Source organism: Agromyces sp. NPDC058126, assembly GCF_042884595.1.
Classification (GTDB): domain Bacteria; phylum Actinomycetota; class Actinomycetes; order Actinomycetales; family Microbacteriaceae; genus Agromyces.
The window spans coordinates 50,792-74,449 of sequence record NZ_JBHVTS010000002.1; the positions used below are offsets into that span (position 1 = coordinate 50,792).

Consider the following 23,658-nt stretch of genomic DNA (forward strand, 5'->3'; position numbering starts at 1 on the left):
GCATCCGCTCTTCGCATGTCTGCGCCCCGCGGGGCGCCGGCGTCACGCCTCGAATCGGTAGCCGAGACCGCGCACGGTGACGAGCTGCACCGGCTCGGACGGGGCGAGCTCGATCTTCGAGCGGATGCGCTTGATGTGCACGTCGAGCGTCTTCGTGTCGCCGAAGTAGTCGGAGCCCCAGACGCGGTCGATCAGCTGGCCGCGCGTGAGCACCCGGCCGGGGTTGCGCATGAGCAGTTCGAGCAGCTCGAATTCCTTCAGCGGCATGGGCACGGGCGCGCCGTCGACCTCGACCGTGTGCCGGTCGACGTCCATCTTGACGCGACCGCCCTCGAGCACGGCCTCGTCGTAGTCCTCGATCTCGGTGCGGCGGCGCAGCACCGCCCGGATGCGTGCGAGCAGCTCGCGCGTCTTGTAGGGCTTCGTGACGTAGTCGTCGGCGCCGAGCTCGAGCCCGACGACGATGTCGATCTCCGAGTCCTTTGCCGTGAGCATGATGATCGGCACGGTCGAGCGCGTGCGGATCTCACGGCAGACCTCGGTGCCCGGCAGCCCCGGCAGCATGAGGTCGAGCAGCACCAGGTCGGCCCCGTCGCGGTCGAATGCGGCGATCGCCGAGGGGCCGTCGGCGGCGACCTCGATCTCGTAGCCCTCGCGCTCGAGCAGGAAGCTCAGCGGATCGGAGAGGGCGATCTCGTCTTCGACGAGCAGGATGCGGGTCACGTACGGTCTCCTTGTCGGGATGCTGCGAGCTTCGCAGCCGGTCGGGCATCGGCCGGGGCCGACGTCGCCCCGGGGGCGTCGGCCGCGTCGCCGGCGACGGGGGGCGTCTCGGCGAGCGGCAGCTTGATCATGAACGTCGAGCCGCGGCCGGGCTGCGACCACACGCGGACGTCGCCGCCGTGGTTCTGCACCGTGTGCTTCACGATGCTGAGCCCGAGCCCCGAGCCGCCGGTGTTGCGCGAGCGGGCCTGGTCGACCCGGTAGAAGCGCTCGAAGACGCGATCGAGGTCGTCGCTCTCGATGCCGATGCCCTGGTCGGTGACGGCGATCTCGACCTCGTCGCCCTCGACCTTGACGCCGACGCCCACCCGGCCGCCCTCGTTCGAGTACGCGATCGCGTTCGCGACGAGGTTGTGCACCGCGACGATCATGAGCGCGCGATCGCCGTAGACCTCGGCGCCGCTGCCCGCCTTGACGGCGACGTCGACGCGCTTGCCGCCGGCGACGACCCGGTTCTGGTCGACGGCCGCAGCGACGATCTCGTCGACGTCGACGAGCACGTCGGGCCGCAGCGCGTCCCTGGCCTGGAGTCGCGAGAGCTCGATCACCTCGCTCGTGATGTGCGCCAGCCGGCTCGCCTCGACCGACAGCCGGCCCGCGAAGCGGCGGACCTGGTCGGGCTCGTCGGCCGCCTGGTCGAGGGCTTCGGCGAGCAGGCTGACGCTCGCGATCGGCGTCTTCAGCTCGTGGCTGATGTTCGCGACGAAGTCGCGTCGCACCTCGTCGAGGCGGTGCGACTCCGTGCGGTCCTCGGCGAGGAGGAGCACGAAGCGGGTGCCGAGGCGGGCGACGCGCACCCGCAGGCGCAGCGGGGACTCGCCGTACGGCGACCGCGCGACCGTGAGCTCCTCGGCGACGGGGTCGCCCGAGCGCCGCACCGAGGCGACGAGTTCGAGCAGTTCGGGGTGCACGAGCGCCTGCTGGCGCACGAGCCCCATCGCGAGCGCGCCGGGCGAGGCGCGGAGCACGTTGTTCGAGGGGTCGAGGACGACGCCGGCGGACTCCAGCACGTCGAGGACCTGGTCGACGCCGTCGGGGATCGTCGGCGCGACGACCCGCGCCGCGCTCGATCCGCGGCGCTCGGCGACGTGCAGCACGACCATGAATGCGGCGCCGAGGAAGACGCCGAAGGCGAGCGCGGTGAGCACTGCCCACGTGGAGTCCATGGCACCAGACTAACGAGGCGCCAGGCGCCGGAAGGCCGTCTTCCCGCTGTGCGGCGCTACGTTAGTGAGTGTTCAGCATCCCGGCACCTGTTGTTCACCTCCGGCCGGGAGGATGTCCCGGAGCCGGGTCGTCCCGGAGGGTTCGTGCTGTGCGCGCGGACGATGAGAGGCAAGGAATTCGAGCATGCGTGAGGTGTTCCAGCAGGAACTGGCCGAGGTGCAGGAGCGACTCGTGGAGATCGCCGACCTCGTCGCCGTTTCGATCGACAAGGCGACTCGGGCGTTCAACGAATCCGACGTGAGTCTCGCCGAGGAGGTGATCGCCGACGACGACAAGATCGACCAGGCCGCCGTCGAGCTCGACGAGCTCGCGATCACGATCCTCGCGAAGCAGCAGCCGGTCGCGCGCGACCTGCGCATCGTCGTGAGCGCGCTGCGCATCAGCGCCTCGCTCGAGCGCATGGGCGACATGTCGACCCACATCTCGCAGCTCGCCCGCTACCGCTTCCCCGACAAGGTCGTGCCGAAGTCGCTGCGCCCGACCTTCTCGGAGATGGGCCGGCTCGACGTCGAGATCGCCCGCAAGCTCGTCGAGCTCCTCCGCACGGAGGACGTGCACCTCGCGGAGGAGATCCGCAACGAGGACGACAAGGTCGATGCGCTGCACCTCTCGGTCTTCGACAAGGTGCTCGGCGAGAAGTGGAAGGGCGAGACCGTCGACACGGTCGACGCGACCCTCGCGAGCCGCTACCACGAGCGCTTCGCGGACCACGCGGTCTCGATCGCGAAGAAGGTCCAGTACCTCGCGACCGGCGACTGGGACCCGGAGAAGTCCGCGCTCTGAGCGCACCCCGGGTCGCGGGCCGCGTCCGGGACGACGAAGGGCGGATGCCGTACGGCATCCGCCCTTCTCGTGCTCCGCGCTACTTCTTGCCCTGCGCCGCCACCGCGGCCGCACCGGCCGCCGCCGCCTCGGGGTCGAGGTACTCGCCCGGCTTCGTCGGGCGGAAGTCGTCGTCGAGCTCGTAGACGAGCGGGATGCCGGTCGGGATGTTGAGCTCGGCGATGTCGTCGTCGCTGATGCCGTCGAGGTGCTTCACGAGTGCACGCAGCGAGTTGCCGTGCGCGGTCACGAGCACCGTCTTGCCGGCGGCGAGGTCGGGGACGATGTCGGACTGCCAGTACGGCAGCATCCGCGCGATCACGTCCTTCAGGCACTCGGTGCGCGGCAGCTCGTCGTCGGCGAGGTCCGCGTAGCGCGGGTCGCCGACCTGCGAGTACTCGGCGTCGTCGGCGAGCACGGGCGGCGGCACGTCGAACGAGCGACGCCACAGCTGGAACTGCTCGGGGCCGTACTTCTCGAGCGTCTCGGCCTTGTCGAGCCCCTGGAGGGCGCCGTAGTGGCGCTCGTTGAGGCGCCAGCTGCGACGCACGTCGATCCATGCGCGGTCGGCGACGTCGAGCGCGATGTTCGCCGTCTGGATCGCGCGCGTGAGCACCGAGGTGTGCAGCACGTCGGGCAGCAGGCCCGAGTCGGCGAGGAGCTCGCCCGCGCGAGCCGCCTCGGTGCGACCGAGCTCGGAGAGCCGGACGTCGACCCAACCGGTGAACAGGTTCTTCTGGTTCCATTCGCTGTTGCCGTGACGGAGCAGCACGAGGGTGTGAGGCATGCCCACCAGCCTAGCGGCGAGGCATCCCGGGCCCCGCCCGCGTGAAGCCCGATGACCGCCCGGCTGCCGTGAAGGCGGCCGCCGGGCTGCCAGACTTGCAGCATGCCCCCGGATGCCTCGCCCCACCCCCGGCGCCTCCGGCCCGGGCAGCGCGTGGGCACCGTCACCCGGGGCACCACGAACACGAACCGGCTGCGCCGGGTCGACCGCTGGATCGCCGCGCATCCGGCCCTGCTGCACGCGCCCGACCCGTTCGTCGTCGACCTGGGCTACGGGGCGAGCGGGGTCACGACGCTCGAGCTCGCGTCGCGGCTCTCCCATGTGCGTCCCGACGTCCGCGTGCTCGGTCTCGAGATCGAGCCCGAGCGGGTGCGCGTCGCGCGCGAGCAGCTCGCCGCGGTCCGGGCGGGCGACGCGCATTTCAGCGCCTCGCTCGACGTCGACTTCGCGGTCGGCGGCTTCGAGGTCCCGGTGCCGCGCGGGCGACGCCCCGCGGTGATCCGCGCGTTCAACGTGCTGCGCCAGTACGAGGAGGCCGAGGTCGCCGCGGCGTGGGACCTCATGCGGTCGCGGCTCGCCCCCGGGGGGCTGCTCGTCGAGGGCACCTGCGACGAACTCGGCCGGGTGTCCAGCTGGGTGGGGATCGGGGCATCCGGACCGCGGACCTTCACCGTGAGCCTGCGCCGCTCGGGCCTCGATCTGCCCTCGATCGTCGCCGAGCGCCTGCCGAAGGCGCTCATCCACCGCAACGTGCCGGGCGAGCGGATCCACCGACTGCTCGGCGATCTCGACCTGGCGTGGCGGACGCATGCGGCGATGGCCGTCTACGGGCCGTCGCAGCGTTGGATCGCGGCCGTCGCGACGCTCCGCCACGAGGGGTGGCCGATCATCGGCGGGCCGCGACGCACCCGGCTCGGCGAGCTGACCGTGCCGTGGTCGGCCGTCGCCCCGCTCGACTGAGCGAGCCCGGATCCGGCCCGCGGCGACCGGAGGACATCCGGCCATTCTGCGTACAAATGCGCATTACTCAACAGTCCTGATGATTAAGAAGTCGATAGAGGCACATCTTTTGCTTGACCAACGGCAAAAGTCCCCCTAGGTTCGGGATCGGACTCGCACACCGTAGTGATCGTCTGCGTGTCCGGCATTGGAAACCAACGGAGGTCTCATGCTGACGAAGCTGCCACACGTCCTCTCCCGGCTCCTCGCCGGGACACTCGCCTCGATACTCGCCGCCGGCGCGTTCGTGGCGACCGCCGCACCAGCACAGGCGCACGACGGCGCCCATGTGCTGATCTTCACCAAGACCACGCAGTACCGGCACACCGACGCGATCGACAAGGGCACGCCCCTGATCACGGCGGCCCTCGAAGCCGAGGACATGGTGGTCACCCACACCGAGGACTCCACGGTCTTCAACGACCAGGCCCTCGCCGAGTACGACGCCATCATCATGTTCCAGACCTCGGGCGACCCCTGGAACGCCGACCAGAAGGCCGCGCTCGAGCGCTACCAGGAGGCCGGCGGCGGCATCGTCGCGATCCACAACGCCACCGACATGCGCGGCAACTACGCCTGGTGGGACGAGCTCGTCGGCTCGCTCATGCCGGGCCACGCCGCCACCGGCACCGACCCCGGCCAGCCCGGCACCGTGCGCATCGAGGACCACACGCACCCCTCGACCGCGCACTTCGAGGCCGACCGCTGGGACCGCGCCGACGAGTGGTACAACTTCTCGAACAACGTCCGCGGCACCGCGCACGTGCTCGCCACGATGGACGAGTCGACGTACGACGCGGGCGGCAACGCCATGGGCTACGACCACCCGATCTCGTGGTGCAAGCCCTACGACGGCGGCCGCGCCTGGGTGACGGCGATGGGCCACTTCGGCTCGCACTTCGAGGAGCCCGACCTGATCGAGCACATCGTCGGCGGCGTGAAGTACGCCGCGGGCGTCGAAGCCGGCGACTGCGGCGGCACCTCATGGGGCAACTTCGAGAAGGTCGCGCTCGACCAGAACACCTCGGCGCCCTTCGCGATGGACATCGCCGAGGACGGACGGGTCTTCTACACCGAGCTCGTGCGCGGCCAGGTCCGCGTCTGGGACCCGGCGACGAACGCCGTCACGACCGCGCTCGAGCTCGACGTCTACTCGGGCGGTGAGGACGGCCTCCTCGGCATCGCCCTCGACCCCGACTTCACCGAGAACGGGCGCGTCTACCTGTACCGCTCCCCCGACGCACCCGACAACTCCGACCCGTCGAGCTTCTTCAGCCGCGTCTCCCGCTTCACGATGGAGAACGGCGTCATCGACTCGGCCAGTGAGGAGCTCATCATCGAGGTGCCCGCGCGGCGCCTCCCCGACGAGCCCGGCCACACCGGCGGCGGCCTCGACTTCGACGCCCAGGGCAACCTGTACCTCGGCGTCGGCGACGACGTGAACCCGCACTCGGAGCCCTCGGGCGGCTACGCGCCGCTCTCGACCCGTCCCGGCACGTTCCACGACGCCCGCGAGACCTCGGCGAACACGAACGACCTCCGCGGAAAGCTGCTGCGGATCACGCCGAAGGCCGACGGCCCCGGCTACACGATCCCGGAGGGCAACCTCTTCCCGGAGGCCGACGACGCGGACGGCAAGACGCTGCCCGAGATCTACGCGATGGGCTTCCGCAACCCGTTCCGCTTCTCGATCGACCAGTCGACCGGTGCGATCAGCCTCGCCGACTACTCCCCCGACAACGGCAGCGACGCGCCCGCCACGCGCGGCCCCGCCGGCATCGCGGAGTGGAACTACATCACGAGCCCCGGCAACTACGGCTGGCCGCTCTGCATGGGCCAGAACGAGCCGTTCCGCGACGTCGACTACACGACGAACCCCGTCACGGTCGGCGACTACTTCGACTGCGACGCGCCGATCAACGACTCGCCCCGCAACACGGGCCTGACCGAGCTGCCTGCGGCGCGCGGCGCCGACCTCGCGTACGGCTACAAGCGCTCCTCGGTGCCCGGCATCATCCCGCAGGGCGGCGGCCTCGCCCCCATGGGCGGCCCGGTGTACGAGTACGACCCCGAGCTCGTGAGCGACACGAAGTTCCCGGCGTCGTACGACGGCAAGCCCTTCTTCTACGAGTGGGCGCGCAACAAGATGTACTCCATCCAGCTCGCCGACGGCGAACAGGCCCCGGGCGACCAGATCGAGAAGGTGAACGCGTTCCTCCCGCAGGAGCAGTTCCTCGCCCCGATCGACTCGCGCTTCGGCCCCGACGGCTCGCTCTACGTGCTCGACTGGGGCGGCGGCTTCGGCCGTGACAACCCGAACTCGGGGCTCCACCGCATCGACTACATCCAGGGCTCCCGCTCGCCGATCGCGAAGATCTCGATCGACCACGACTCGGGTCAGGCGCCGCTCGCGGTGGCCTTCGACGGCTCGGGTTCGACCGACCCCGAGAACGCCGCGCTGCAGTATGCGTGGGACTTCGACGGCGACGGCGCGACCGACGCGACGACCCCGCAGGCGAGCCACAGCTACGCGGCCGACGGCGTCTACGACGCCCGCCTGACCGTCACCGACCCCGACGGCAAGACCGGCACGACCACCGTGCCGATCACCGTCGGCAACACCCGCCCGCAGGTCGGCATCTCGCTGCCGCCGACCGGTGCGTTCTTCGACTTCGGCGACGACCTCAACTGGGCCTCCCAGGTGAGCGACCCCGAGGACGGCACGGTCGACGGCTCGGAGGTCATCATCCAGCCGGCGCTCGGCCACGACGACCACGCGCACCCGCTCACCCCGCTCTCGGGTCTCACCGGCACCACGCCGACGAGCCTCGGCGGCCACGCCCCCGATGAGGACATCTTCTTCGCGATCGACGCCCGGTACACCGACCACGGCGGCGCAGGCGGGGTGAACCCGCTCACGGGCTCGGCGACGACGCTCGTGTTCCCGAAGGTGAAGCAGGCCGAGTTCTTCGACACCTCCTCGCCCGGTGTCTCCGTCGTCGCGAGCCGCGACGTCGGCGGCGCCGAGGGCGACCGCATGGTCGTCGCCCGCGACGGGGACTGGGTGAACTACGAGCCGGTGAGCTTCCACCGCATCGACCGTCTCGCGCTGCGGGTCTCCGCGGTCGCCGAGGGCACGAGCATCGAGCTGCGCCAGGGCGCCGCCGATGGCGCACTGCTCGCGACCGCCGAGGTTCCGGCGACCGGTTCGACCCGCTTCGCGGACGTCGCGCTCGACGTGAGCGCGTTCTCGGGCGACTCGATGAACCTGTTCCTCGTGTTCCGGGGCGGAGAGGTGAAGCTGAACTTCCTCGAGGCGATCGGCCGGGGCTCGTCCCCGACCGCGGCCCCCGAGGTCGCGATCACCTCGCCCGAGCAGGGCGTCCAGCTGGAGCCCGGTCAGGACGTCACGGTCGAGGCCGCGGCGAGCGACGAGTTCAACACCGACGGTTCGGTCGAGGCGGTCGAGTTCTTCGTCGACGGCGAGTCGATCGGCACCGACACCGAGGCGCCGTACACGGCCGAGTGGGCGTCGCCCGAGGAGGGGCTCTACGAGCTCACCGCGGTCGCGACGAACGCGGCGGGCAAGTCGAAGACCTCGCGTGTCGTGCTCTCGCAGGTCGGCGAGCTGTTCGGCGACCTCGTGCCCTTCACGAACGCCGACGGCCTCTTCGAACGGATCGGCGCGGGCAAGTTCCGCATCACCGGTGCGGGCGACGACACCTGGCAGGGGGTCGACGAGTACTCGACGCTGTACGCTCCGGCGGGCGGCGACGAGGACTGGGAGGCCGTCGTCAAGGTCGACGCGCAGCAGAACACGAACGGTTCGGCCAAGGCCGGCATCATCGTGCGCAACGACCTGACGCAGCCCGGCAGCTCGCCCGGCTACGCGATGGTCGGCATCCGTCCGAACAACGGCATCGAGTTCCTCGCGGACCCCGACGGCAACGGCCAGCTGAACACCTCGGTCGCGGGCGGCACGACGAGCTACCCCACCTGGGTGAAGCTCAAGCGCTCGGGCACCGAGTACACGGCCTACTTCTCGAAGAACGGCACGAGCTGGACCCAGGTCGGCGGTGCGGTGACCCTCGCGGACGCCGCGAGCACGCAGGACGTCGGCATGTTCATGATCTCGCACGCCGGTTCGGCGGGTGTCGTCGACTTCTCGGAGTTCGCGATCGACACCGACCCGAAGGGGCCCGAGCCCGAGCAGCCGCTCGAGCCGCTCATGTGCACGGGCGCACCGTTCTCCGACGAGTTCGACGCCCCGGCGCTCGCGCCGTCGTGGACGGTCCGTTCCGGCGCGGTGCCGGTCACGCAGTCGGGTGGTGCGGTGACGCTCCCCGTGACCGCGGGCGACATCAACGAGGCGTCGACCGGTCCGGTCAGCTTCATCGGCAAGCCCACCCCCGCCGGGGCGTGGGAGGCGACGACGAAGATCGACCTCGCGCACACCTCGCACTGGCAGTGGGCGGGCCTCGTGCTCCACGGCAGCGATGACGAGTACAACAAGCTCGCCTTCGTCCGCAGCCAGAACGGCAGCCGGTTCATCGAGTTCCAGAGCGAGACGGCCGGTTCGCGCTCGACGGCGGCGTCGCCGACGCTCCCGGCCGACTTCCCGAGCACGGTCCACCTGAAGCTCACGAGCGACGGCAGCGTGCTGAAGGGCGCGTACTCGGCCGACGGCCAGAACTGGACGGCCCTGGCCGGCCAGCTCCAGCAGAAGCCGAACGCACGCCTCGGCGTGATGGCCGCGGGCGACCTCGGCACCACGCCGACGGTCGCGAAGGTCGACTGGCTGCGCGTCACGCCCGACGCCGACACGCGCACCCCGGTGACGCCGAGCGACGCGTTCGACGGCACGGCGCTCGACGGCTGCCGCTGGGCGCAGAGCGTGCGCTACGACTCGAACCACCTCGAGGTCGCCGACGGCCACCTCAAGATCGAGACGCAGCCGGGCGACATCAACGGGTCGAACCCCGTGTCGCCGCGCAACTTCATCCTCACCGAGGCGCCCGAGGGCGACTGGGTGGCGACCACGAAGTTCAAGGCCCCGCTGAAGCACCGCTACCAGCTGGCCGGCCTCATGATGTGGGCCGACGACGACAACTACGTCAAGGCCGACATCGTCGCGTACAACAACCCGGGCAGCGCGCTCGACCTCCGGGCCGAGCTCGCCGGTGAGAAGGGCGCGTCGGGCATCGGAAGCCGCAACCTCAACATCGCCGACTCGAGCGAGAGCGGGTACTGGTACCTGCGCGTGACGAAATCGGGGTCGAGCTACGCGGCCGAGGTGAGCGACGGCGGCGTCAACTGGACGTCGATCGGCCAGCCGATCACGTTCGACCTCCCCCTGAAGGGCGTCGGCCTCATGGCCATCGGCCCCCAGCAGGAGGAGTCGACCGTCGTCGAGTTCGACTCGTTCGAGCTCGAGGTGCCGAAGGTCGACGTCACGGCCCCGACGACCGAGCTCGCCCTGAGCCCGGCCGAGCCCGACGGCGCCGAGGGCTGGTACACGGCCGCTCCGAGCTTCTCGCTCGAGGCGGGCGACGGAGACGGCACCGGCGTGGCCTCGACCGAGTACGCGATCGGCGACGGCGCGTGGACCGCGTACACCGAGCCGGTCGAGGTGGCCGGCGAGGGCGAGACAACGGTGCGCTACCGCTCGACGGACGAGGCGGGCAACGTCGAGGAGGCGCGCTCGGTGAGCGTCCGGCTCGACACCGTCGCCCCGGTCACCACGGCCACGGTCGAGGAGATCGTCCGCGGCGCGGTGTTCACCCTCACGGGAGTCGACGACACCTCGGGCGTCGCCGGCACCGAGGTCCGGGTCGACGGCGGCGACTGGGTCGCCTACGCCGAACCGGTCACGGTGAGCGGGGCGGGCGAGCACACGGTCGAGTACCGCTCGACCGACGTCGCCGGCAACGCCGAGGAGGCCCAGACCGCCGAGATCACGATCGACGAGCCGCTGCCCGTCGAGCTCGGGGTCACGGCGACCGCGGCGCCCCAGTGCGTCGCCGGCACCGCGCAGCTCGCGGTGTACGCCGCGAACACCGGCAACGTGGCATCCGACGTCGTCATCACGACGCCGTGGGGCACCCACGAGATCGCCGATGTCGCCGCGGGCTCGGCCGTCTACCACCTGTTCGACACGGAGACGAACAAGCTCAAGAAGGGCAGCATCACGGTCGCGGTCCGGCACCACGGCGGCGAGCGCGAGCACCTGAAGGAGGTCAAGGTCGCCTACGCCAAGATGAACTGCAAGTAGTCATCGGCTGACGATGCCCCGGAGCCCTCGGGCTCCGGGGCATCGTCGTGTCCGGGGTGGTCGCGACGGGCGGATGCCACGCGGCCGGAGCCGGGCGCGCCGAAGCGCCGCGCCTTGGCACGACGCGGCGGACCCGGCATCCGATCGACCGGGCCTGCGGACGGCGGCTAGGGCTTGCGAACCCCGAGGCGCGGCAGGCGCGGAACCTCGACGGCGGCGCCAGCGCCCGCCGGCACGATCTCGACCTGGGCCGCGGCCACGTCGATGCCGTGGCTCAGCACGATGAGGGGCAGCTCGGCGGGCACGGCGCGCTTCACCACGGCGAGCGCGATCGGCCCGAGCTCGTGGTGCATGGCGCTCGACGTGATGCGCCCGACCACCTTGCGCTCGGGCGACTCGCCCTCGGCGGGTTCGGGGCGCACCTTCTCGCCGACGACCTCGTCGCCGGGTGCGGGCAGCACGGTGTCGCTGCCATCGAGGTGGAGCAGCACGAGCCGTCGCGGCGGGCGGCCGAGGTTCAGCACCTTCGCCACCGTCTCCTGGCCCTTGTAGCAGCCCTTGCCGAGGTCGACGGCGCTGCGCAGCCAGTCGAGCTCGTGCGGGATCGTCTTCTCGTCGACCTCGCTCGCGAGGCGCGGGCGCCATGCGGCGATGCGCAGCGCGTCGAGCGCGAGCGCCCCCGCGATCGCGACGCGCCCGGCCGCGACCGCGTCGGCGGCGTCGGCGAGCGCCGCGCGCGGCACGATGCGCTCGATGAGGCGCCAGTCGGATGCCGGGTGGCCGGCCTGCTCGGCGTACTGGTGCGCGCCGGGCCGGGGTGCGGCCCACGGGTCGACCCAGTCGAACGCGACGCCCGCGGGGGCGTACGCGGTGACGGCGGCGTCGAGCGCGGCCGTCGACATCGCGGCGAGCACCGCCGACTCTGCGCTGCGGTCGGCGACCTCGACGCGCAGCATGAACCGCATGCGGTCGAGCCAGGCTGCGAGCGTCGCGGCCTCGTCGCCCTCGACGACGAGCCAGACGGTCTCGCCGTCGTCGACGGCGTGCACGGCGTGCTCGATGTGCCCGGCAGCGTCGAGGAGCAGTGCCTCGATGCCCTCGCCCGGCGAGAGGCGGTCGAAGGACTGGCTCGCCATCGAGTGCAACCAGCTCAGGCGGTCGGGGCCGGTCACCGTGACGACGCCGCGGTCGGAGAGGTCGACGATCGCCTCGCCGCGCTCGAGGCGGCGCTGCTCGACCATGGGGTTGCCGTAGTGGCCGGCGACGGCCGGCGAGGACTCGGACGGCACGGCGCCGGGGAGCGCGAGCAGCGGCGACGCGGTCATCAGTCGACCTTGCCGAGGCGAGCCGAGGCGTGCGTGCGGAGGTCCTGGCCGAGGGCCGCGATGTCCCACGCCCAGAGCAGGTGCCCCTCGACGAGCCCGTAGAGGCGGGTCGCCGCCGAGTACGGCTTCGCACCGGCCGCGCGCATGACGGCGTCGGTGGCGAGATCGATGCGGGGGCCCTTCACCTGGCCGAGGTAGAGCTCGCTGACGCCGCCCGGGTGCACGATCGACACCTCGAGGTCGAACCCGCCGTCGGCGTTGCGCAGGGCTTCGACCGAGTCGGCGTCGGGGAACCGCGTCTCGCCGACCGCGGGCAGCAGCGCCGGCCCCGGGTCGCCCTCGCCCTGCGCACGGGCGAGGCGCCAGTAGCCGGTCTCGGTCGCGAGCGGGGTGGGCTCACCGCCCTCTTCGGCCGGGAAGAGCCACGTGTACGAGGTGTAGTTCAGGTGGGGCAGCCCGTCGTGGCTGAAACTCACCCGCTGCCCGAACTCGTGCGTGACCGATTCGTCGTCGACCGCGTAGTCGATCACCCCGGAGCCCTCCCAGACTCCGAGGAGCCAGGAGAGCGGGACGAGCTCTGCCGGGAGGTCGACGGGCAGCTCGATCATCGCCACGCCTTCACCAGCGCCTAGCGCTGACCCTTGAAGAGCTTGTAGACGACGACCCCGCTGATCCACGCGATCGCGAGGCTCGCGAGGCCGAGCAGGCCGATGAAGAGGAGTTCGAGGGCGAGCAGCTCAGACATACTGCGAGTCTATCCGCTGCCCGCGGGGCTCGGGCGCGTCAGCCCGTCGCGAGCGGTGCGAGCAGCAGCGCGGCGAGCGCGACCACGACGACGGCTCCGCCGATCGAGGCCGACACCCGCCCGACGAAGCCCTCGGGCCGGCGGGTGGCCAGCTGCACGACGAGCGTGCCGATCACCGCGGCGGCGAGCACGACGCCGAGCGCGCCGTAGAGCCCGAGCCACGAGTCATCCCCGAACCAGGTGCCCTGGCCCGAGAGGGCGAGGCCGCCGACGATCGCGGACCCCGCGATCGCGACCGCCCAGATGAGCACGACGCTCGCCCACCCGAAGCGCGTCCCGGACTGCTCGACCATGTCTCCCCGTTCGTGTCGCGGGACGGCGGCGGCCGTCCCGTAGTATTGACCGCACCTTACTACTGGAGGGTGTGGCGTGGCGCAGCTGCTGATCTTGACGCCGACGGCCAACGACGACGTTCTCCCGGCGCTCGCACTGCTGACCCATCGGGTCAGGGTGATCCCCGCGTCGCCCGAGCAGCTCGTCCGCGCACCCGACGCCGACCTCGTGCTGCTCGACGCACGCACGAACCTCGCCGGCGCGAAGGCGCTCTCCCAGATCCTGAAGACGACGGGGCTCTCTGCGCCGCTCGTGCTCGTCGTCACCGAGGGCGGCCTCGCCGCCGTCACGCCCGACTGGGGCGTCGACGACGTCGTCCTCGAGGGCGCCGGTCCCGCCGAGATCGACGCGCGCATCCGCCTCGCGATCGGGCGCGCGCAGACCTCGCAGCCGAGCGAACGCATCCAGACCTCGGGCGTCGTCATCGACGAGGCGAGCTACTCGGCCAAGGTGCACGGCAAGCCGCTCGACCTCACCTACAAGGAGTTCGAGCTGCTGCGCTTCCTCGCGGCGCATCCCTCGCGCGTGTTCACCCGCGAGCAGCTGCTCAGCGAGGTGTGGGGATACGACTACTTCGGCGGCACCCGCACGGTCGACGTGCACGTGCGGCGGCTGAGGGCGAAGCTCGGTGACCTCGAGTCGCTCATCGGCACCGTGCGCAACGTCGGGTACCGCTTCAACGTCCACGAGGACGATGAAGGCGCGGGCGCAGCCCCCGTCACCGCCCGCTGACGGGCGCAGCCCCGTCACCGCCCAGCTCCGTCACCGCCCGCTGACGGGCGCAGCCCCGTCACCGCCCAGCTCCGTCACCGCCCGTTAACCCGGCCCTCATCGGCGCGTTTCGGGTCGCGTGCCATGATGAGTGGATGAGCCCCGACAGCATCCTCGAGGACGACCGCACCTCCGACCGGACGGCGAGCGACTTCGACGACGACTTCGAACCCTTCGACACCGAAGGCGCCCCCGAGCTGCCGGCCGAGCGCTACCTCGACCGCGAGCTCAGCTGGCTCGCGTTCAACCAGCGGGTGCTCGAGCTCGCCGAGGACGAATCCCTCCCGGTGCTCGAGCGGGCCAACTTCCTCGCGATCTTCGCGTCGAACCTCGACGAGTTCTTCATGGTCCGGGTCGCGGGCCTCAAGCGCCGCATCGTCACTGGGCTCGCAGTGCCGACGAACATCGGGCGGGCCCCGGCCGACGTGCTGAGCGACATCTCGAAGAAGGCGCACGAGCTGCAGGAGCGCCACGCCGCCGCGTACCAGACCCTCGTGAAGCCGGCCCTCGCCGCAGCCGGCATCCGCATCGCCACCTGGACCGAGCTCGGCGACGACGAGCGCGCCCACCTCCACGACGTCTTCTCGAAGCAGATCTTCCCGGTGCTCATGCCCCTCGCGGTCGACCCGGCGCACCCCTTCCCCTACATCTCGGGCCTCTCGCTGAACCTCTCGGTGCGCGTGCGCAACAGCCGCACCGGCCGGCAGGAGTTCGCGCGCGTGAAGGTGCCGCAGATGCTGCCGCGCTTCGTGCGCGTCGACCCCGACGAGTCGATCGAAAGCGCCAGGTACCTCACCCTCGAGGAGCTCATCGCCAACCATCTCGGCGACCTCTTCCCCGGCATGGAGATCGTGGAGCACCACGTGTTCCGCGTCACCCGCAACGAGGACGTCGAGATCGAGGAGGACGAGACCGAGAACCTCATCAAGGCGCTCGAGAAGGAGCTGCTGCGGCGGCGGTTCGGCCCGCCGATCCGCCTCGAGGTCACCGACGACATGGACGAGGTGACGCTCGGCCTCCTCGTTCGCGAACTGGATGTCACGGACCAGGAGGTCTACCGCCTCCCCGCGCCGCTCGACCTCGGCGGCCTCTTCGACCTGTCGCGCCTCGACCGGCCCGAACTCCACTACCCGACGCACGTGCCGACGACGGCCGTGCAGCTGCAGCCGACCGAGTCGAACCTGCGGGCCGACGTCTTCAAGGCGGTGTCCCGCCAGGACGTGCTGCTGCACCACCCCTACGAGTCGTTCGCGACGAGCGTGCAGGCGTTCCTCGAGCAGGCGGCGGCCGACCCCGACGTCCTGGCCATCAAGCAGACCCTGTACCGCACCTCCGGCGACAGCCCCATCGTCGAGGCGCTCATCGACGCGGCCGAGTCGGGCAAGCAGGTGCTCGCGCTCGTCGAGATCAAGGCCCGCTTCGACGAGCAGGCGAACATCACGTGGGCGCGCAAGCTCGAGAAGGCGGGCGTCCACGTCGTCTACGGCCTCGTCGGGCTGAAGACGCACTGCAAGCTCGCGCTCGTGATCCGCCAGGAGAAGGGCGTGCTGCGCCACTACAGCCACATCGGCACGGGCAACTACAACCCGAAGACGAGCCGCATCTACGAGGACCTCGGCCTGCTCACCGCCGACGACCAGGTCGGCAAGGACCTGACCCGCCTCTTCAACGAGCTGTCGGGCTACGCGATCGAGAAGAAGTTCAAGCGGCTCCTCGTGGCTCCCCTCCACCTCCGCAAGGGGCTCCTGAAGCTCATCGCGACCGAGATCCGCAACGCGGAGGAGGGCCGGCCCAGCGGCATCCGCATCAAGGTGAACTCGATGGTCGACGAGGCCATCATCGACGCGCTCTACCGCGCCTCGAACGCCGGGGTGCCCGTCGAGGTGTGGGTGCGCGGCATCTGCAGCCTGCGACCGGGCCTGCCCGGGCTCAGCGAGAACATCCGGGTGCGCTCGATCCTCGGGCGCTACCTCGAGCACTCGCGGCTGTTCTCGTTCGAGAACGACGGCGACCCGCAGATCTTCATCGGCTCGGCCGACATGATGCACCGCAACCTCGACCGCCGGGTCGAGGCGCTCGTGCGCCTCACCGACCCCCTGCACCTCGCCGAGGTGCAAGGGCTGTTCGACCGGGCGATGGACGAGTCGACGAGTTCGTGGCACCTCGACGGCGAGGGCGTGTGGACCCGCCACTCGACCGACGACTCGGGGCAGCCGCTCGCCGACATGCAGAACCTGCTCATGGCCGAGGTGGCTCGTCGCACGAGATCGGCCCAGCGTCCGCGAACGGGGCAACGCCGGTGACGACGGCCGTCTACGCCGCCGGCGCCGTCTGCTGGCGCCACATCGACGGCAAGCTGCACGTGCTCGTCATCCATCGCACGGTCTACGGCGACGTCACGATCCCGAAGGGCAAGGTCGATCCCGGCGAGTCGCTGCCGCAGACCGCGGTCCGCGAGATCGCCGAGGAGACGGGGCTCGAGGTCGCCCTCGGCGTGCCGCTCGGCATCTCGCGCTACCCGCTGCCGAGCGGTCGCGAGAAGATCGTGCACTACTGGGCGGCCGAGGTGAGCGACAAGGCCGTGCAGCGCTCGACGTTCAAGCCGAACGCCGAGGTCGCGGCGCTCGAGTGGGTGACGCCCAAGCGCGCCCGCGGGTACCTCAGCTACCAGCCCGACGTCGAGATCCTCGACAACTTCATGCAACTCGTCGAGCAGGGCGTCACGCGGACCTTCAGCCTCACCGTGCTCCGCCACGGCAAGGCGGTCGCACGAAACGGGTTCGAGGGGCCGGATGCCTCGCGGCCGCTCTCCGCCCGCGGGGTCGACCAGGCGGCGGGGCTGGTCGGCACGCTGACCGCCTGGGGACCGAAGCGCATCGTGACGAGCCCCGCAGTGCGGTGCGTCACGACGGTGGCGCCGCTCGCCGCTGCGACCGGCATCGAGATCAAGCGGGACGCCGGCATCAGCGAGGACGCATGGCGGGCGGGCGACGGCGAGGTGCGCCGTGTCGTCGGCAAGCGGGTGCGCGCGGGCCGGTCTGCCGTGATCTGCAGTCACGGCCCGCTGCTGCCCGACCTCCTCACGGAGCTCGCGCTCGCGACCGCCACCCCGCTCGGCACCTACGTCGGAGACGCCGCCGAGCTCGAACCCGGCGCGTTCAGCGTCGTGCATCTCTCGGCGACGAACCAGGGTTCGGGCATCATCTCGATCGAGACGCACCCGCCGCGCGCCTGAAAGCGCGATCTTCCGGCGGTTTCTGCGCGCCCGGATCCGTTCACCTCCCGTTTACCGAGGTGGCGGATGCTCGTAAGGCGCGCTCGTTAGCGTCGCAGGCGGGCCGGCACCGGCCCACAACTCCTGCAAACGATCCCCGGAAGGGAAATCACGTGAACCTCAAGCGTTTCGGCGTGCCCGCAGCCATCGCCGTCACCGCGGCGCTCGCGCTCAGCTCCTGCGCCTCGAACGAGGGCGGCGCCGCCGCTCCCGAGGAGTCGACCTCGACTCTCGCCGGCAACCTCGTCGGCGCAGGCGCCTCGTCGCAGGACGCGGCCCAGCAGTCGTGGATCGCCGGCTTCCAGACCGCGAACCCCGACGTCACGATCGACTACGACCCCTCGGGTTCGGGCGCCGGCCGCGAGACCTTCCTCTCGGGTGCGAGCGACTTCGCCGGTTCCGACCGCGCGTTCAAGGACGAGGAGCTCGCCGCCGGCGGCTTCCAGAAGTGCGCCCCCGACTCGACCATCGTCGAGCTCCCCCTCTACATCTCGCCGATCGCGGTCATCTTCAACCTCGAGGGCGTCGACTCGCTCGACCTCGACGCCGCGACCGTCGCCGGTATCTTCGCGGGCAAGATCACCAAGTGGAACGACCCGGCGATCGCCGCGACGAACCCCGACGCGACGCTCCCCGACCTCGCCATCACGCCCGTGCACCGCTCGGACGACTCGGGCACCACGGAGAACTTCACCGAGTACCTCGGTGCGGCCGCGGCCGACGTCTGGACGTGGGAGGCCGACGGCGTGTGGCCGTTCGAGGGCGGCGAGGCCGCACAGGGCACCTCGGGCCTCGTCGACGCCGTGACCAACGGCAACGGCACCATCGGCTACGCCGACGCCTCGCGCGCCGGTGACCTCGGCACCGTGGCGATCAAGGTCGGCGACGAGTTCGTGCCGTACTCGCCCGAGGCCGCTGCCGCGATCGTCGACCACTCGCCGTTCGCCGAGGGCCGCGCCGAGGGCGACCTCGCGATCGAGATCGACCGCACCTCCGAAGAGGCGGGCGTCTACCCGATCGTCCTCGTCAGCTACCTCATCGCCTGCGGCGAGTACGCCGAGTCCGACAACGTGGAGCTCGTGAAGGCGTACCTCTCCTACCTCGCGAGCCCCGAGGGCCAGGAGACCGCCGCGACCGACGCCGGCTCGGCGCCGATCTCGGACTCGCTCCGCGAGAAGGTGACCGCCGCGATCGACTCGATCAAGTAATGACGTCGTGCCCGACCCCCGAGTTCCAGGAGGAACGACGGGGTCGGGCACAGCCGCGTCCTCCGGTTCGTCCGGGAGGCGCACCCCCGAACCGCAACCCGACCCCCGAGGATCGCACCAGATGACCTCCGCACCAGCCCCGATCAAGGCGAAGCTCCGCGTCGGCGACCTCGTCTTCTCCCGTTCGGCGGTCTTCGCCGGCTCGATGATCCTCGTGACGCTCGCCGCCGTCGCCCTCTTCCTGATCGTCCAGAGCATCCCCGCACTCTCCGCCACGAAGGAAGACGCGTCGATCCTCGAGACGAACTTCTGGGAGTACGTCGGGCCCCTCGTCTTCGGCACCGTCTGGGCTGCGGCGCTCGCCCTCCTCATCGCCTTGCCGATCTCGATCGGCATCGCCCTCTTCATCTCGCACTACGCGCCGCGGCGGCTCGCCTCGGTCCTCGGCTACATCGTCGACCTCCTCGCCGCCGTCCCCTCGGTCGTGTTCGGCCTCTGGGGCATCGGCGTGCTCGCCCCGGCCGTCGTGCCGGCCTACACCTGGCTCAACGAGAACCTCGGGTGGATCCCGCTGTTCAGCGGCACCGTCTCGGCCACCGGCCGCACCATCCTCACCGCCGCGCTCGTCCTCGCCGTCATGGTCCTCCCGATCATGACCGCCATCTGCCGCGAGGTGTTCCTGCAGACCCCCGTCCTCCACGAGGAGGCCGCGCTCGCGCTCGGCGCGACCCGCTGGGAGATGATCCGCGTCGCGGTGCTGCCGTTCGGCCGCTCGGGCATCATCTCGGCCTCGGTGCTCGGCCTCGGCCGAGCACTCGGCGAGACCATGGCCGTCGCGATGGTGCTCTCGGCCGCGCACGTCGTGACGTTCGACCTGCTGACCTCGGTCAACCCGACCACCATCGCCGCGAACATCGCGCTGAGCTTCCCCGAGGCCTACGCCCTCAACGTGAACGTGCTCATCGCGACCGGCCTCATCCTCTTCGTCGTGACCTTCGCGGTCAACGCCTTCGCGCGCTGGATCATCAGTCGCCGCAAGGAATTCTCGGGAGCGAACTGATGACCCTGCAGACCATGACCCCCGCGCCCGAGACGGGCACCCCGATCGCGAACTCGCTCACCGCGGGCCGCCTCCCCTCCTCCGCCCCCTGGGTGATCCTCGGCACCGCGGTCGCGGTCGCGGCCGCCGTCTTCGGCGTCGTCGCGATCGGCTCCGGTTCGGGCTTCGACTGGGGCGGCGCGCTCGTCGTGGGCGCCCTGCTCTACATCCCCGCGATCTGGCTCTTCTCGCGCCTCGTCGAGGGCGCACGCCGGGCGACCGACCGCCTCGTGACGGCGCTCGTGACGGGTGCGTTCCTCCTCGCGATGATCCCCCTCGTGTCACTGTCGATCACCGTCGTGACCTTCGGCCTCGCCCGCTTCGACGCCGACTTCTTCTCGATGTCGATGCGCAACGTCACCGGCGAGGGCGGCGGCGCGCTGCACGCGATCGTCGGCACGCTGCTCATGACGGGCGCCGCGGCGGTCATCTCGATCCCGATCGGCCTGATGACCTCGATCTACCTCGTCGAGTACGGCCGCGGCAAGCTCGCCCGCGGGGTGACCTTCCTCGTCGACGTCATGACCGGCATCCCGTCGATCGTCGCGGGCCTGTTCGCCTATTCGCTCTTCGCGATCTTCTGGGGCCCCGGCACCCGCACCGGCATCGCCGGCGCCGTCGCGCTCTCGCTCCTCATGATCCCGGTCGTGGTCCGCTCGAGCGAGGAGATGCTGCGGCTCGTGCCGAACGAGCTCCGCGAGGCGGCCTACGCCCTCGGCGTGCCGAAGTGGCTGACGATCGTGAAGGTCGTGCTGCCCACCTCGATCGCGGGCATCACGACCGGCATCATGCTCTCGATCGCCCGCGTCATCGGCGAGACGGCCCCGCTCCTCATCGCCGCGGGCTTCACCGCGAGCATGAACTACAACCTCTTCGAGGGGCGCATGCAGTCGCTGCCGGTGTTCGTCTACACGCAGTACGCGAACCAGGGCAACCCGGCCGAGGCGTTCCTCGACCGTGCCTGGGCCGCCGCCCTCACCCTCATCCTCATCGTCATGGCGCTGAACCTCATCGCGAGGCTCATCGCCCGTCTGTTCGCGCCGAAGCTCGGCCGCTGAGCCCGTCGACCGAAAGCAAAAAGGAAACCCGTGTCCAAGCGCATCGAAGTCCGCGACCTCAACGTCTACTACAGCAAGTTCCTCGCTGTGGAGGGCGTCACCCTCGAGATCGAACCCCGCAGCGTCACCGCGTTCATCGGTCCGTCGGGCTGCGGCAAGTCGACTTTCCTCCGCACCCTGAACCGCATGCACGAGGTCATCCCCGGCGCGCGCGTCGAGGGCGAGGTGCTCATCGACGGCAACAACCTCTACGACCCCGCGGTCGACCCGGTGCTCGTGCGCCGTCAGGTCGGCATGGTGTTCCAGCGGCCGAACCCGTTCCCGACGATGTCGATCAAGGAGAACGTGCTGGCGGGCGTCAAGCTCAACAACAAGCGCATCTCGAAGTCCGACGCCGACGAGCTCGTCGAGGGGTCGCTGCGGGGTGCGAACCTCTGGAACGAGGTGAAGGACCGCCTCGACCGCCCCGGTTCGGGTCTCTCGGGCGGCCAGCAGCAGCGTCTCTGCATCGCGCGCGCGATCGCGGTCTCCCCCGAGGTCATCCTCATGGACGAGCCGTGCTCGGCGCTCGACCCGATCTCGACGCTCGCGATCGAGGACCTCATCGAGGAGCTCAAGCAGCAGTACACGATCGTGATCGTGACGCACAACATGCAGCAGGCGTCGCGCGTCAGCGACCGGACCGCCTTCTTCAACATCGCGGGCACCGGCAAGCCGGGCAAGCTCATCGAGTACGCCGACACGACGACGATCTTCTCGAACCCCTCGGTGCAGGCGACCGAGGACTACGTCTCGGGCCGCTTCGGTTGATCGGCCGCGTGCGCGACGCGCACGGCGCGGCGCGCGCATGACGGATGCCCCGGAGCGAGGTTCGCTCCGGGGCATCCGTGTTCTCAGAGGCGGGTCAGCAGGCCTTCACCAGCTCCCAGGGGCCCCACTGCTCGGCGCCCGGGGTGTTGCCCTGCGTCCACCACTTGGCCTTGTACTCGTTGCCCGAGTGGCTCACGGTCGCTCCGCCCGAGTACGCGGCCGTCGCGCTCCACGCGGCGGCGCTGCAGCCGGTCGGGTCGGTGGGATCCGTCGGGTCGGTGGGGTCGGTCGGGTCGGTCGGATCCGTCGTGCACGGGCCGACGAGGCCCCAGACGTCGTTGGTGCCGGGGGTGTTGCCCTGCGTCCACCACTTCGCCGAGTACTCCTTGCCGCCGTACGAGACCTTCTGTCCGCCCGTGTAGATCGCGGTCGCGCTCCACGCGGCCGCGGTGCAGCCGGTCGGGTCGGTGGGATCGGTCGGGTCCGTCGGGTCGGTGGGATCCGTCGGATCGGTCGGCCCGGTGGGGTCGGTCGCCGGGCCCGTCGCCGAGGCGCGGAGCTTGTCGGCGAGGGTGCCGATCAGCTGGCCGTTGCGGTCGCCGTCGAGCTCCCACCACATGCCGCCGCCGAGGCCGAGGTCCGCGATGTACTGCCCCTTGCGGGTCGTCGACTGCGCGTTGTCGTAGCTCCACCACTGGTTGCCGTCGTAGCGCCAGGCGGCGCCGATGGCGGGGTCGTAGTGGTCGGTGCCGAGGGTCTTCAGCTTGTCGTAGTCCTCGTTGCCCTTCTCCCACGTGCCGGGGGCTGCGGCCGTCGCGGGGCCCCAGGCATTCGCCGAGGTCGCGCCCTGCCAACCGCGTCCGTAGGCGGCGAGCCCGATGCCGAGCTGCTTCGGTGAGATCCCGGTCTTCAGGTACTCCTTCACGGCCTTGTCGACGCTGAACTTCTTCGCCGCGGGCCGGGTGTCGGCGGGGTCGTCGAAGAGGTTCGCCTGGTGACCGGTGAGCGTCGGGTCCCACGCGCCGTGCAGGTCGTAGCCCTGCACGTTGCCGTAGTCGAGGTAGCGGAAGTTCTCGGGGTTGTTCCAGCCGCCCGCCGCGATGTCGGCGGGGTTCGCCGGAAGGAACGCCGAGAGCTGGTACGGGTGGCCGTTCTCCGCGCTCAGGGCGTCCATCTGCGTGCGGAACTCCTTGAGGAGCAGCGTGAAGTTCGCCTTGTCGTTCACCTCGTCGACGTGGTTGCCGACCTCGCCGTTCGGCGAGCCCGGCCACTCCCAGTCGATGTCGATGCCGTCGAACACGCCGGCCGCGGCACCGGTGCCGCCACGCCCGTCGACGACGGGCAGGTTGCCGCGCAGGTAGAGGTCGACGCAGCTCTTCACGAACTTCTTGCGCGAGGCGTCCGTCGCGGCGGCCTTCGAGAAGTTCTTCGACCAGGTCCACCCGCCGAGCGAGATCATGACCTTGAGGTTCGGGTTCTTCGCCTTCAGCTGCTTCATCTGGTTGAACGAGCCGGCGAGCGGCTGGTCCCAGGTGTCGGCTGTGCCTGCGACCGAGTTGGCGGCGGTGTAGCCCATGCCGAAGTCGGCCCACGCGTCGCCAGCGCCGTCGGAGCCGTTCGGCCCTGTGCCCTGCGCCTTGTTCGCGATGAAGCACGTCAGGTCCTGGTAGTGGATGTTGCCGAACGCGTAGTTGATGTGGGTGAGGTCGGCCGCAGCACCGGAGGTCTGCAGCTGCTTGGCTTTGAAGTCGCGGCCGTAGACGCCCCACTGGGCGAAGTAGCCGACGTTGCGGTAGCCGTTGACGGCGCTCGGCGACTGCTCGGCCGCGACGGCCGGCGCGGCGCCGACGGCGGCGAGGCCGGCGACCATCGCGCCGGTCGCGAGGGCGGCGAGCGCCCGGCGCAATCCGCGCCCGGGAGTTCTCTGATTCTTCATGGCGTCCTTCGGTGAAGGGGAACTGAACGGGCGTGCGCCCTTGGACACGCTCACGCTACGAAGGGCGGCCGCCGGCGGGCGTCCGCACGATCCACATGATCCGGTCCCCGGGTGCCGGGCGTACGTAGGACTACCTACGTACTGCATGCG

At 70.7% G+C, this 23,658-nt stretch carries 17 protein-coding genes; 10 read left to right on the forward strand and 7 right to left on the reverse strand.

The features are described from left to right. Nucleotides 1-42: 42 nt before the first annotated feature. Together ACFVTR_RS05515 and ACFVTR_RS05520 are read right to left on the reverse strand one after the other, a co-directional pair. Nucleotides 43-723, reverse strand: a complete 681-nt coding sequence (locus ACFVTR_RS05515; RefSeq protein ID WP_376944488.1) for a winged helix-turn-helix domain-containing protein — start codon at nt 721-723, stop codon at nt 43-45. Then, nucleotides 720-1,949 (reverse strand): sensor histidine kinase, encoded by a 1,230-nt coding sequence (locus ACFVTR_RS05520; RefSeq protein ID WP_387035459.1) that lies wholly within the window; start codon nt 1,947-1,949, stop codon nt 720-722. The genes ACFVTR_RS05515 and ACFVTR_RS05520 overlap by 4 nt, the downstream gene beginning before the upstream one ends. Nucleotides 1,950-2,133: 184 nt before the next feature. On the opposite strand from ACFVTR_RS05520, the gene phoU reads away from it, so the two are divergent. Continuing rightward, the gene (gene phoU, locus ACFVTR_RS05525) at nt 2,134-2,793 is read left to right on the forward strand and encodes a phosphate signaling complex protein PhoU (RefSeq protein ID WP_376944484.1); all 660 of its coding nucleotides are present in this window, start codon (nt 2,134-2,136) and stop codon (nt 2,791-2,793) included. A gap of 79 nt (nt 2,794-2,872) precedes the next feature. On the opposite strand, the gene ACFVTR_RS05530 is transcribed toward phoU, so the two are convergent. Next, nucleotides 2,873-3,625 carry a phosphoglyceromutase gene (locus tag ACFVTR_RS05530; RefSeq protein ID WP_387035461.1) on the reverse strand — a complete coding sequence of 251 codons (753 nt, stop codon included), beginning with the start codon at nt 3,623-3,625 and terminating at the stop codon, nt 2,873-2,875. A gap of 96 nt (nt 3,626-3,721) precedes the next feature. On the opposite strand from ACFVTR_RS05530, the gene ACFVTR_RS05535 reads away from it, so the two are divergent. Together ACFVTR_RS05535 and ACFVTR_RS05540 are read left to right on the forward strand one after the other, a co-directional pair. Beyond that, a complete protein-coding gene (locus tag ACFVTR_RS05535) occupies nt 3,722-4,579 on the forward strand; it encodes a class I SAM-dependent methyltransferase (protein WP_387035463.1) in 858 nt (285 codons plus the stop codon). 208 nt (nt 4,580-4,787) lie between these two features. Beyond that, nucleotides 4,788-10,889, forward strand: coding sequence for a ThuA domain-containing protein (locus ACFVTR_RS05540; protein WP_387035465.1), 6,102 nt, complete (start codon nt 4,788-4,790; stop codon nt 10,887-10,889). A gap of 167 nt (nt 10,890-11,056) precedes the next feature. Here ACFVTR_RS05540 and ACFVTR_RS05545 read toward each other — a convergent pair whose 3' ends face one another. From ACFVTR_RS05545 to ACFVTR_RS05555, 3 genes are all read right to left on the reverse strand, one after another. Further along, the gene (locus ACFVTR_RS05545; protein WP_387035466.1) at nt 11,057-12,214 is read right to left on the reverse strand and encodes a YgfZ/GcvT domain-containing protein; all 1,158 of its coding nucleotides are present in this window, start codon (nt 12,212-12,214) and stop codon (nt 11,057-11,059) included. Further along, entirely contained in the window at nt 12,214-12,822 is a 609-nt protein-coding gene (locus tag ACFVTR_RS05550) for an FABP family protein (protein ID WP_387035468.1), read from the reverse strand. The genes ACFVTR_RS05545 and ACFVTR_RS05550 overlap by 1 nt, the downstream gene beginning before the upstream one ends. A gap of 175 nt (nt 12,823-12,997) precedes the next feature. Then, on the reverse strand, nt 12,998-13,312 hold the full coding sequence (locus tag ACFVTR_RS05555; RefSeq protein WP_387035470.1) for a hypothetical protein: 315 nt from the start codon (nt 13,310-13,312) through the stop codon (nt 12,998-13,000). 76 nt (nt 13,313-13,388) lie between these two features. Here ACFVTR_RS05555 and ACFVTR_RS05560 point away from each other — a divergent pair, with 76 nt between their 5' ends. The 7 genes from ACFVTR_RS05560 to pstB all read left to right on the forward strand — a co-directional run bounded on the left by ACFVTR_RS05560 (nt 13,389) and on the right by pstB (nt 21,572). Further along, on the forward strand, nt 13,389-14,084 hold the full coding sequence (locus ACFVTR_RS05560; RefSeq protein WP_376944470.1) for a DNA-binding response regulator: 696 nt from the start codon (nt 13,389-13,391) through the stop codon (nt 14,082-14,084). A gap of 134 nt (nt 14,085-14,218) precedes the next feature. After that, on the forward strand, nt 14,219-16,426 hold the full coding sequence (locus tag ACFVTR_RS05565; RefSeq protein ID WP_387035472.1) for an RNA degradosome polyphosphate kinase: 2,208 nt from the start codon (nt 14,219-14,221) through the stop codon (nt 16,424-16,426). Next, nucleotides 16,423-17,358: an NUDIX domain-containing protein gene (locus ACFVTR_RS05570; RefSeq protein ID WP_387035474.1), complete on the forward strand. Its 936-nt coding sequence runs from the start codon at nt 16,423-16,425 to the stop codon at nt 17,356-17,358. Before ACFVTR_RS05565 ends, ACFVTR_RS05570 begins: the two co-directional genes overlap by 4 nt. A 152-nt stretch (nt 17,359-17,510) precedes the next feature. Next, nucleotides 17,511-18,605 (forward strand): phosphate ABC transporter substrate-binding protein PstS, encoded by a 1,095-nt coding sequence (locus tag ACFVTR_RS05575; protein ID WP_387035476.1) that lies wholly within the window; start codon nt 17,511-17,513, stop codon nt 18,603-18,605. A 121-nt stretch (nt 18,606-18,726) separates the two neighbouring features. Then, nucleotides 18,727-19,665 carry a phosphate ABC transporter permease subunit PstC gene (pstC, locus tag ACFVTR_RS05580; protein ID WP_376944462.1) on the forward strand — a complete coding sequence of 313 codons (939 nt, stop codon included), beginning with the start codon at nt 18,727-18,729 and terminating at the stop codon, nt 19,663-19,665. Beyond that, nucleotides 19,665-20,762, forward strand: coding sequence for a phosphate ABC transporter permease PstA (gene pstA, locus ACFVTR_RS05585; protein ID WP_376944460.1), 1,098 nt, complete (start codon nt 19,665-19,667; stop codon nt 20,760-20,762). Before pstC ends, pstA begins: the two co-directional genes overlap by 1 nt. A 30-nt stretch (nt 20,763-20,792) precedes the next feature. Next, complete coding sequence (gene pstB / locus ACFVTR_RS05590) at nt 20,793-21,572, forward strand: phosphate ABC transporter ATP-binding protein PstB (protein ID WP_387035478.1); 780 nt, start codon at nt 20,793-20,795, stop codon at nt 21,570-21,572. Between the two features lie 94 nt (nt 21,573-21,666). Here the strand turns inward: pstB and ACFVTR_RS05595 are convergent, their stop codons facing one another. Beyond that, complete coding sequence (locus ACFVTR_RS05595) at nt 21,667-23,508, reverse strand: glycosyl hydrolase family 18 protein (protein WP_387035480.1); 1,842 nt, start codon at nt 23,506-23,508, stop codon at nt 21,667-21,669. Nucleotides 23,509-23,658: the final 150 nt, after the last annotated feature.